This window comes from Nocardia callitridis (assembly GCF_039543305.1).
GTDB lineage: Bacteria > Actinomycetota > Actinomycetes > Mycobacteriales > Mycobacteriaceae > Nocardia > Nocardia callitridis.
Window position 1 is genome coordinate 824852 of sequence record NZ_BAABJM010000001.1, and the last position, 11070, is coordinate 835921.

11 protein-coding genes are annotated in these 11070 nt (G+C 66.9%); 7 read left to right on the forward strand and 4 right to left on the reverse strand.

The genetic code is table 11. From position 1 onward, the window contains the following. Window positions 1-63 precede the first annotated feature (63 nt). A complete protein-coding gene (locus ABEA50_RS03460; protein WP_345493525.1) occupies window positions 64-1098 on the reverse strand; it encodes an aldo/keto reductase in 1035 nt (344 codons plus the stop codon). 82 nt (window positions 1099-1180) lie between these two features. Between ABEA50_RS03460 and ABEA50_RS03465 the strand changes: the two genes are divergently transcribed. Together ABEA50_RS03465 and ABEA50_RS03470 are read left to right on the forward strand one after the other, a co-directional pair. Further along, entirely contained in the window at window positions 1181-1798 is a 618-nt protein-coding gene (locus tag ABEA50_RS03465; protein WP_345493526.1) for a TetR/AcrR family transcriptional regulator, read from the forward strand. 547 nt (window positions 1799-2345) lie between these two features. Then, entirely contained in the window at window positions 2346-2606 is a 261-nt protein-coding gene (locus ABEA50_RS03470; RefSeq protein ID WP_345493528.1) for a hypothetical protein, read from the forward strand. A gap of 128 nt (window positions 2607-2734) precedes the next feature. Here the strand turns inward: ABEA50_RS03470 and menD are convergent, their stop codons facing one another. From menD to ABEA50_RS03485, 3 genes are all read right to left on the reverse strand, one after another. Beyond that, on the reverse strand, window positions 2735-4369 hold the full coding sequence (gene menD / locus ABEA50_RS03475) for a 2-succinyl-5-enolpyruvyl-6-hydroxy-3-cyclohexene-1-carboxylic-acid synthase (protein ID WP_345493529.1): 1635 nt from the start codon (window positions 4367-4369) through the stop codon (window positions 2735-2737). A gap of 139 nt (window positions 4370-4508) precedes the next feature. Next, window positions 4509-4955, reverse strand: a complete 447-nt coding sequence (locus ABEA50_RS03480; RefSeq protein WP_345493530.1) for a DUF6918 family protein — start codon at window positions 4953-4955, stop codon at window positions 4509-4511. A gap of 84 nt (window positions 4956-5039) precedes the next feature. Further along, complete coding sequence (locus tag ABEA50_RS03485; RefSeq protein WP_425577517.1) at window positions 5040-5696, reverse strand: PaaI family thioesterase; 657 nt, start codon at window positions 5694-5696, stop codon at window positions 5040-5042. Window positions 5697-5751: 55 nt separating this feature from the next. On the opposite strand from ABEA50_RS03485, the gene ABEA50_RS03490 reads away from it, so the two are divergent. From ABEA50_RS03490 to ABEA50_RS03510, 5 genes are all read left to right on the forward strand, one after another. After that, window positions 5752-6696, forward strand: a complete 945-nt coding sequence (locus ABEA50_RS03490) for a 1,4-dihydroxy-2-naphthoyl-CoA synthase (RefSeq protein ID WP_345493531.1) — start codon at window positions 5752-5754, stop codon at window positions 6694-6696. A gap of 50 nt (window positions 6697-6746) precedes the next feature. Beyond that, window positions 6747-7139, forward strand: a complete 393-nt coding sequence (locus ABEA50_RS03495) for a VOC family protein (protein WP_345493532.1) — start codon at window positions 6747-6749, stop codon at window positions 7137-7139. Window positions 7140-7481: 342 nt separating this feature from the next. Further along, window positions 7482-8642, forward strand: coding sequence for an o-succinylbenzoate--CoA ligase (gene menE, locus ABEA50_RS03500; RefSeq protein WP_345493533.1), 1161 nt, complete (start codon window positions 7482-7484; stop codon window positions 8640-8642). Window positions 8643-9182: 540 nt separating this feature from the next. After that, the gene (locus ABEA50_RS03505) at window positions 9183-10172 is read left to right on the forward strand and encodes an ATP-binding cassette domain-containing protein (protein ID WP_345493534.1); all 990 of its coding nucleotides are present in this window, start codon (window positions 9183-9185) and stop codon (window positions 10170-10172) included. Further along, a complete protein-coding gene (locus ABEA50_RS03510; RefSeq protein WP_345493535.1) occupies window positions 10169-11017 on the forward strand; it encodes an ABC transporter permease in 849 nt (282 codons plus the stop codon). The genes ABEA50_RS03505 and ABEA50_RS03510 overlap by 4 nt, the downstream gene beginning before the upstream one ends. The last annotated feature ends 53 nt before the right edge of the window (window positions 11018-11070 follow it).

The window sequence follows — 11070 nt, forward strand, 5'->3', positions numbered from 1 at the left end:
CGCGGACTGTCGCGACACCACGTGATCGGGCCGGATCCAGAGCAGACACCACGCGGTATCCGATTACACCGCAGGCGGATTCAGCCGGGCGAAGTCGGGAAACAGGTGGTAGGGGTAGTAGGGATACGGCGGGGTACGCGCGCTCGCGGCGTCGAGTCGGGCGACTTGGTCGTCGTCCAATCGCCAGCCGACGGCGCCGAGGTTCTGGCGCAGCTGCCGCTCGTCGCGAGCACCGACAATGACCGTGGCGACGGTCGGCCGACGCAGCAACCAGTTCAGGGCGATCTGCGGCACGGTTTTGCCGGTCTCCTCGGCAATCTCATCGAGCACCTCCACCACGTCGTAGAGTTTCTCGTCATCGACCGGTGGTCCAGCCTGGGCGGTGCGGTGCAGGCGACTTCCGTCCGGAAGTGGTTGTCCTCGGCGGATTTTGCCGGTGAGCCTGCCCCAGCCCAATGGGCTCCACACCACGGCGCCGACACCCTGATCGAGCCCGAGTGGCATCAGCTCCCACTCGTAGTCGCGTCCGACCAGCGAGTAGTACACCTGGTGCGCGACGTACCTGGTCCAGCCGTTGCGGTCGGCCACGGCCAGCGATTTCATCAGTTGCCAGCCCGCGAAGTTGGAGGCACCGAGGTAGCGGATCTTGCCCGCGTGCACCAGGCCGTCCAGTGCGGCGACGGTTTCCTCGATCGGGGTCGCCGCGTCGAAGGCGTGTAGCTGGAACAGATCGATGTAGTCGGTGTCGAGCCTGCGCAGTGCGTCCTCGACCACGCGAATCAGCCTGGCGCGCCCCGATCCCGCGTCGTTCGGGCCGTCCCCGATCGGCAGGCTCGCCTTGGTCGAGAGCAGCACGCGGTCACGCCTGCCTTTGAGCGCTGCGCCCAGGATTTCCTCGGACGCGCCCTCGGAATAGACGTCGGCGGAGTCGAACATCGTGACGCCCGCGTCCAGGCTGATGTCGATCAGTCGTCGGGCCTGCTCGACATCGGTATCGCCCCAGGCACTGAACATCTCGCCGCGTCCGCCGAAGGTGCCCGCGCCGAAGCTCAATACCGGAACGGACAGACCCGAGGCGCCGAGTCGCCGGTACTCCATGAGAACTCCTAAAGGGACTATAGTTCCGTTAACGATCTGCACATTACACCCACGCGACACTAAATGAAACTGGAGTCCCATTATGAGTCCCGCTGAGCCAGCCGCACCCGGCTCCGTCCGCTCCGGCGGCCGCACCGCACGCGTCCGCGCGGCGGTGCTGCGCGCGGCGGGCGACCAACTCGCCGAACACGGCTTCGCCGCCCTCGATCTCGCCCGTGTGGCTGCGGCAGCCGAAGTCGGCAAGACCACGGTCTATCGACGCTGGCGCACGCCCGCGGGACTGATCACCGACCTGTTCATCGACATGGCCGAGCAATCGCTGCCGCACGCCGACACCGGCTCACTGCTCGGCGACCTCACCGCCAACGCCCGACTTGTCACCAAGACCCTCACCGACCCGCGCCAAGGCAAACTGTTCGCCGCCGCGATAGCCGCCGCCACCTGCGACGATTCCGCCGCCACCGCCCTGCGCCACTTCTTCGACACCCGACTCACCGAATGGTCGGCCTGCGTCCACGCCGCCGTCGAACGCGGCGAAGCCCCCGCGGGCACCGACCCCCGCGCCGTACTCTCCGCCGTCTCCGCCCCCCTCTACTACCGCATGCTCCTCAGCGGCGACCCCCTCGACGACACCGCCGCGACCATGTCCGCCCATGCCGCCGTAACCGCCGTCAGCGCAGGCACATTCGTGCGGAACTAAGCCGTCTTCGCACCAGGTACCTGCCACGACGGGACAATCCACCGAAACCGTGTCCAACAACGGCGAGTGTCCAACAACGGTGATTGGTGAAGTAACCCGTCCATGCCAAAACCACCGGCAATCGCCGGGGCCGCCAATACGCGACGACCCACCTGAACCTCGCACTATTCGTGAGCTTGGCCGCGGAATTCCAGGGGTTTTGCAGGGACTTGCACGACGACGCGACAATCGCGATCGCGGCCAGTTGGGCACCAGGGCACGATGGGCGAATCCCTGTGGTTCTCAACGCGCTGATCCGTGCGCGAAAACTCGATGTCGGGACCGCCGCTCCCAGCGTCCTGGGCACAGATCGAAGGCACCGATGAGCCGGTTGCCGGGCTCTCTCGCGAGAACGATCTCCAACTCGCGTCTGCCTGATCGGCAACTCGATCACTTCGCTTGCCGGTTCGCCGGACGCGGAGGATGCTCGACAGGGTTGGACTGTTGTCCGCTCCGGTCGAGGCTGACGAGCGATAGCCGAGTCGGGGCCCGAGCAGAGGAGCCAACGATGGTTGATCGCGATACTTCCCGCACGCTCGACGCGATTCCCGAGGCGGATCTGGCCGAGCAAGCCGCACTGGCGTACCCGGACGACCCCGCGGATCCGCGCGTCGAACCCGACGACAGCGAATACGAGCCACGCACCGCACACCGAGACGAGTGGGACGCCGACCCGGCGGACGTGGCCGACCAAGCCGTCCCGGTCCCGTTCGACGACGAAGACGAGGACGCGCAGGACGACGATTCGGCGGACGACCTCGTCGGATAATGATCTTGGCGCCTAGTTACCTCGGCGTCGACCGGCGATGGTCGCCAACGGGTAGTTCTCGATTCCGCCGATGTGACAAACCGTGGTGACCGAGTCGTGGGTCCACCACGCGGTGACCCGATCCCGCCCTACAGCACGATCCCGTCCCGCACCGCCGCGTGCAATTCGCGCAGACTGGAACGCTCGGTAGCCACCTCGAGCACGCGGGTGCCGTGCGCGTGCCCGGCCAATTCCTCGGCCAAGCGCTCCGGATCGACCTGGCGGTGCGGGATGCGGTAGGCGGCGCACAGGGCGGCCAGGTCCATGCCGTGCGGGGTGCCGAACACCCGCTCGAACACCCCCGCGTATTGCGGGTCGCCCTGTTCGAGCAGTTCGAAGATGCCGCCGCCGTCGTCGTTGGCGACCACGATGGTCAGGTCGTTCGGCCGTGGCTCGCCCGGCCCGATCAGCAGTCCGGACGCGTCGTGCAGGAAGGTCAGGTCGCCGATCAACGCGATTGTGCGGCCCTCGTGATGCAGCGCGGCGCCGACCGCCGAGGAAACCGTGCCGTCGATGCCGGCGACACCGCGATTGGACAGCACCTTGACGCCGGGGCGCGGATGCGAGACCAAGGCCGCGTCGCGCACCGGATTCGAGGCACCCAGCAGCAATTGGTCGCCGTCGCGCAAGGCATCCATCACCACGGCGGCCACATGCAGGCCGGTGGGTTTCGGGTGCCGGTCGAGTTCGTCGCGCACCACCTGACACGCCTTCGTGTCCCGCTCGCGGCAGTCCTGGAGCCATTGCGCGCGGGGCGCACCCGTGATCACCGCGCGGGTTCCGGTGGCGACAACATTGCCGGACACGTCCGGCCAGCGTGGGCCCGTGGTCAGCGCGAACACGGTCACATCCGGGTCGGCGAGCACCTTCGACACCTGCCGGTGCAGCGTCGGGCGCCCGGTGATGACGGCCTGCTTCGGTTTCATCAGCGGCAACACCAGCGGATGCAACGCAGGACCGTGCATGGGCGCGGTCGGCTCGGCGACGGTGGGCAGGTGCGCCAACTCGGGACGCAGGCCAGCACCGTGGCCCGAGATGACGACGGTATCGGCGGTCAGATCCAGATCCAACGGAACGTCGAGGGTGGCGTTGCGCGAACGCGTCCACGCGTGATCGTCGGCGCGACCCTGCGGCGCGACCTCACCGGGCGCCAAATCGGGCACCAGCGGCTCACGCAGGGGAATGTCGAAATGCACGGGACCCGCATTGCCGGAGCGCGTCCCGCGCGCGGCGGCCAGCACCCGGCAGACCGCCGAACGCCACTGACTGTTCTGCTGGCCGTAGGGCAGCTCGCCGCTCTCGGTCTCCGCCAGACCGAGACTGATATTCGCACGCACCTGACTGCCGAAAAGCCCGAACTGCTCGACGGTCTGATTGGCACCTGACCCGAGCATCTCGTAGGGCCGATTGGCACTGAGCACCACCAACGGAACCCGTGCGTAGTTCGCTTCGAGCACCGCGGGCCCCAAATTCGCCACGGCGGTACCGGAAGTCATCACCACAGGAACCGGCAGCCGACTCGACAGCGCGAGACCGATCGCCAGAAACCCCGCGGTGCGTTCGTCGACACGCATGTGCAGCCGTAGCCGTCCCGCCGCATCGGCGGCCTCCAGGGCGAACGCGAGCGGCGCGTTGCGCGAGCCTGGACAGAGCACCACGTCGCGCACCCCACCCCTGGCGAGTTCGTCGACGACGACCTGCGCTTGCGCTGTAGACGGATTCACAGGTTCAGCCTTCCAGACAATGCCCCCCGCATCAGCGTCACACTACTCACACCGCGCGCCGCGGCTCGCGCCCCGCAATAGAAAACGCCGCCCGGTTCGAAGATCGAACCGAGCGGCGTTGTCCGCGAGATCACAGGGTCTACTGTGCGTGCTTCTGCACCAGGTCGCCAACGCGAGGCAGCGCCTCGATGACGTTCTTCTTGGCCGAAGACCGCATCGACGAGTAGACCTTCTTGAGCGCGGGCCGCGTCGAGCCTTCGGCACGCTCGTCGGTCACCGCGAGCAGTGCCTCGGCAACCTCGTCGGGCTTGCTGGCCAGCAGGTCGGCGAAGGTGCCGGTGCCGGACGCGGCGAATTCCTGCCAGAACGGCTCGAGCTGGGTCAGCAGTTTGGGCGCCAACGACTCCAGCGCGTCGGGCACGATCGTTGGGCTGATCTTCTTGACCGCCGCGTAGCCACCCTTCACCGCAAGGCCGGACGCTCCGCCCTTGTCCGAGACCTCGGCGTCGAGAACCTCGACGGCATCGGCGAGGAAGGCCGGACGCTTGGCATCGTCGAGCAGGGATTCGGACAGTGCTGCAACCACTTTCGGTTCCTTCGGATCGAGTTCGATGAACGAGCGAGGGCAACTATACGCACCGATGTCCGAGTTATCACAGCTCTCACCCGACTACGGCTGCCACGGCAGCAACTGCACCATCAATCCTTCGCAGTCGGCGAGCAGATTTTCCTGCTCATCGAGCAGTTCCGCCGTGACAAACGTTTTGCGACCCTCGATTCGATCGACTCGCCCGCGCACCCGCAGCGGCGTCTCCAACGGCGTGATCTTGCGGTAGTTCACATGCAGATAGGCAGTGCGGCTGATCGGTCGACCCGCGTAATGCACGATCATCCCGAACAGGTCGTCGAACAGCAGCGGGAGCACACCGCCGTGCGCGGCGCCGTTGCCACCGAGGTGGTATCGGCGGAATTCGCCGGTCATCCGAATGCCGTTCGGTCCGGCCTCGACGACCTGCCACGGCAACATCAAAAGGCTGCCACGCCCTGGCAATTCGGGGACCCGCCCGGCCGGGCCGTGCAGTTCCGGCGCGCGGTAGGGCTCGAGAATGTCGATGAGTTCGCGCGCCTTGGTCAGCGCGTCACCGAAGACGTCTTCCGGTGCGTCCGCGCTGACGGCGAGGTCTTGCAGCGTCCGCATGGCCTCGACGAACGGAGCGAAGTTCGGACCCGCCTCTGCGGGTTTGATCTTCGGAAAACCACCGTGCTCCTCGTAGCGGGATTCGTCCACCGCGCTCAGGTCGATCATCGGCTCCACTTGCTCGCTCATCCCTGCACGGTATCGCGTGGTTTTACACCGTCAAACCGGACAATGGGAATTGCCGATGACCGAACACCCACACGGCGCCGAGCACCTGCACGTGATAATCACCGGTGTGACGTTCACCCCGACGCTGTGGCGACCCGTTCCAGGGTTCGAGAATCTGACCGACATCACCTACCACCGACACATCGAGCAGGGCACCGTGCGAGTCGCTTTCGACCGCCCCGAGGTGCGCAACGCATTTCGACCGCACACCGTCGACGAGCTGTATCGCGTGCTGGATCACGCCAGGATGAGCTCCGACGTCGGCGCGGTGCTGCTCACCGGCAACGGGCCGAGCCCCAAGGACGGCGGCTGGGCGTTCTGCTCGGGCGGCGACCAACGCATCAGGGGCCGCAGCGGCTACCAGTACGCCGACGGCGAGAGCGCCGACACCGTCGACCAGGGCCGAGCAGGTCGGCTGCACATTCTCGAGGTGCAGCGACTGATCAGGATGATGCCGAAGGTGGTGCTCGCGTTGGTGAACGGGTGGGCCGCCGGTGGCGGACACAGCCTGCACGTGGTGTGCGATCTCACATTGGCCAGTCGGGAGCACGCCAGGTTCAAACAGACCGACGCCGACGTCGGCAGCTTCGACGGCGGCTACGGCAGCGCCTACCTGGCGAAGATGGTCGGCCAGAAGTTCGCCCGCGAGATCTTCTTCCTCGGCGAGGCATACACCGCCGAGCAGATGCACCACATGGGTGCGGTGAACCGGGTCGTCGATCACGACGAGTTGGAGAACGTCGCACTGGAATGGACCGCGAAGATCAACGGCAAATCGCCGCAGGCGCAACGCATGTTGAAGTACGCGTTCAACCTCACCGACGACGGCCTGGTCGGCCAGCAATTGTTCGCCGGCGAGGCGACCAGGTTGGCGTATCTCACCGACGAGGCGGTCGAGGGCAGGGACGCGTTCCTGGAGAAGCGCGCGCCCGACTGGTCGCCCTACCCATGGCACTTCTGACCGCGTGGCATGCCTGACCCCATGGCACTTCTGACGGATTGGCACTTCTGATGGATATCCTCAGCAGCCGAATCATCCTGCGCCCCGGAGATTACCGCACCACGCTGGCGTTTTACCGCGACCTGCTCGGGCTCGCGATCGCACGCGAATATCCGGGCGGCACCGTATTTTTCGCCGGACAGTCCCTCGTGGAGGTGGCCGCGCACGGCGGGTCGGACGGGTCACGCTCGTTCGACGGTGCGCTCTGGCTTCAGGTGCGCGATATCGGCGACGCCGCGGCCGAACTCACCCTTGCGGGCGTCGCGATCGACCGTGCGCCCGTACAGGAGCCGTGGGGATTGCACGAGATGTGGATTCACGACCCCGACGGCGTACCGATCGTCCTGGTCGAGATCCCACCCGAGCACCCGATCCGCCGGGATGGGCGCAGGCCACAGGACTAGGTCCGCGCCAGGCGATGCTTCGTGACGCTTGCTTCGATTTGCCGAAGCAAGCCTCGGCGACAACTATGACGTTCGAGGACGCACCCGCCCGGTCAGCGCTGATCGGGCGGGGTAGCGTGCCTTTCCGAACGAGTGAATCGCAGTCTCGATGCCCGGCGTACCCACCTGCTTCCGTCCCCTCGACCACCACCAGCGCGGTCGGCCCCGCGAGGCCGACCCCTCCCCCGGGTGGCGGGGCGGCGGTGACACGAGCACTGTCGTGCGTCGGGACGGTCGCGTGACCGTTGACCCGACACCGGTCCGCGGAGTGCGACCAGGAGTGTCGAGGGGTTGGGTCAGGTCATGAGCAAAACGTTGCGGTTACTGCCGATGCCGACCGGGTCGAGCACCTGCGAGGCGCTGCCGCACCTGCGCGCCGCCCTGGACGGTGACGGCCCCGCGTGGCTGCCGATGCCGGTCAGCGACCGACGTGAGCAGCAGCGCCTGAGCCAGGCGTTGTCACCCGGCGAGACCATCGACGACGAGGTGGCGCTGGTAATGACCACCTCGGGCAGCACGGGCGTGCCGAAGGGCGCGATGTTGAGCGCCGCCGCGCTGCGTGCCAGTGGCAACGCCACCCACGATCGGCTCGGCGGGCCGGGCACCTGGTTGTTGGCGCTGCCCACCCACCACGTGGCGGGTGTTCAGGTGCTGTTGCGCAGCATTCTCGCGGAGACCGAACCCTCGGTGCTCGATGTCTCCGACGGCTTCCTACCCGAGGCATTGGCCGAGGTGATCGGTGGTATGCGCGGCGAACGGCGCTACACCTCGCTGGTGCCGACCCAGCTCGTCAAGTCGTTGCGATCGCCGACCGCCACGGCCGCGCTCGCCGACCTCGACGGTGTGCTCATCGGCGGCGCCGCCACGCCAGCCTCGGTGTCCGCGCAGGCAAAAGCGGCCGGTATCACCATCGTTCGCACCTACGGAATGAGCGAGACCTGCGGCGGCTGCGTCTACGACGGGGTGCCACTGGACGGTACGACCGTGCGCATCGAGGACGGCAGGGTGCTACTCGGCGGCCCGACCATCGCCTCCGGATATCGCGGCATACCCGAACATCCCGCGTTCGCCGAGCCCGGCTGGTTTCGCACCGAGGACGCCGGCGTCTTCGCCGACGGTGTGCTGCGCATCGAGGGCCGCCTCGACGACGCGATTCTCAGCGGCGGTCTGCTCGTGCGCCCGCAGGTCGTGGAGGCCGTGCTCGTCGATCACCCCTCGATCGCCGAGGCCGTGGTCGTCGGCCTACCCGACGAGCGGCTCGGACAACGCGTTGCCGTCGTGGTGGTCCCCACCCCCGGCGCGACACCGACGCTGGAGCAACTGCGCGTCCACGTCACGGCCGAACTCGACCAGTTCGCCGCACCGAGGGAATTGGTACTGGTGGAAGAGATTCCGCTGCGTGGCCCCGGCAAGCCGGATCGCATCAAGGTCCGCGAACACTTCGCCACCGAATCGACGCACTGACCAACGCCGGATTCCACTGGCTAGCACGGTAACTGGCCAGCACACGATCACTTCGTCAGCGGTGTCGTTGACCTCCGCCATCACATTCCATGCGGTCCACGCGCCGGGCGCCAGCTGAATCTGCGCGGTGGGAAATAACGAGATCATGTTGCCCTGCTTCACCGAACCGACCGCGTCCTTCATGGTCGCCGGCAGTACGTGGACCGCATCCACGGATCACCCTCTCGCCCCGCCCCGTCTCGGTCGGTAAACAGACAGGCGCTGTCGCTCCACGACGCGGCAGCGGGCCATGCTCCGAGAACGGTGCCCGCGACCACCATGCACGCTGGCGCCAACGAGGCGCCGCCCTGGATCACTTTTCGTAGTTCCTTCATCGCCGGAAGGTCGATGCGACGTGCGCGGAGGGATTAGGCCGCCATCGCTTCGGGCGCACCGCGGCGGGCACGACGACGATCCTCAGTACCACGATGACAGCCCGCGCAAGCGGCCGAGACATCGGCGCGCAAGCCGGATGCAAGAGGCGGGCCGCAGTCTTGTCGCATGACAACTTTCGCACCCACTTCATCGCTCGCCGTCGAGGCGACCGACCTGGTCAAGGTGTTCGGGGAACAGCGCGCGGTCGACGGGGTGAGCCTCGCGGTTCCGCGTGGCTCGGTATACGGCGTGCTCGGACCCAACGGCGCGGGGAAGACCACCACCATCCGCATGCTGGCCACCCTGCTTCGCCCCGATGGCGGCAGCGGCAGGATCTTCGGTCACGACGTGGTCGCCGAGCCGACGGCCGTGCGCTCGCTGATCGGCGTCACCGGGCAATACGCCTCGGTCGACGAGGATCTCAGCGCCACCGAGAACCTGATCCTGTTCTCCCGCTTGCTCGGGCTCGGTCGCGGCGAGGCCCGCCGCAAAACCGCCGACCTGCTGGCCGAATTCGACCTCGCCGAGGCCGCGGACAAGCCGCTGCGGAATTTCTCCGGCGGCATGCGCCGGCGCCTCGACCTGGCGGCCAGCCTGATCGCGACACCCCCGTTGCTGTTTCTCGACGAGCCGACCACCGGTCTCGACCCACGCACCCGCGCCCAGATGTGGGACACCATCCGGCGCCTGGTCAGCGAGGGCACCACGGTGCTGCTCACCACGCAGTACCTGGACGAGGCCGATCAACTCGCCGACCGCATCGCGGTGATCGACCACGGCAAGGTGATCGCCGAGGGCACCGCCGACCAGCTCAAAGCCTCGGTCGGTGGCTCGTCGGTGCATCTGACCGTGGTCGACGGTGATCTGCTCGACCAGGCGCGCAGCGTGGTCGGCGACTTCCTCGGCGCCGAGATCCAGGTGTCGCGGGCGACCAACCAGATCACCGCGCCATTGCCCGACGCCGACGCCACCGCCGACCTGTTGATTCGCCTGCGCGAGCGCCGGATCGCGATCGAGGAGATCACCGTCAGCAAACCGAGCCTCGACGAGGTCTTCCTCACCATCACCGGCCACCCGGCCGACACCGACAACGACACCGAACGGAGCGCGGCATGAGCACCATTACCGCGACGGCTGCCGAGCAGTCGATACCCAAGCATGCGGCGGTGGCCCCGATTCCCGAGGCCAGCAACCGAATTCCGCTCACCCAGACCGTGGCGAACTCGCTCAGCATGGCCTACCGCGGTCTGCTGAAGCTCAAGCACAATCCTGAGCAATTGTTCGATGTGACCGTCCAGCCGATCCTGTTCACCGCGATGTTCGCCTTCATCTTCGGTGGCGCCATCGGCGGCAGCGTGCAGGACTATCTGCCGATCCTGATCCCGGGAATCCTGGTACAGACGGTGATCATCACCTCGGTCGCGACCGGCACCCAACTGCGCGAGGACATGGACAAGGGTGTCTTCGATCGATTCAAATCCCTTCCGATCGCCCGCATCTCGGCCCTGGCTGGCGCGCTGCTCGCCGACATGGTGCGTTACGTCATCGCGACTGTGCTCACCATCATCGTCGGCCTGTGCATCGGTTACCGGCCCGAAGGCGGCTTCCTCGGCGTTCTGGTGGCCAGCCTGGTCGTTGTGGTGTGTTCGTTCGCGGTGAGCTGGATCTGGGCGCTGGTCGGCGTGACCGGCAAGAGCGCGGCGGGCGTGCAGGGCATCTCGATGATGATCATGTTCCCGCTCACCTTCATGTCCGGCGCGTTCGCGCTGGTGAGCACCATGCCGGGCTGGATGCAGGCGATCAATCACGCCAACCCGGTGTACTACATGGTGAATGCGTGCCGCGCACTGATGAACGGAGCGGGGTACGGCAGCGACCTCGCCTACTCGTTGATCGGCGCCGTGGTGGTTGTCGCGATCTTCGCGCCACTGACCGTCAAGGCGTACATGCGCAGGGCGTGAGCCGAAGTGGTTGCGCGCCAACCAGAACCGGTCCGTCAGCCGGGTGGGAACAC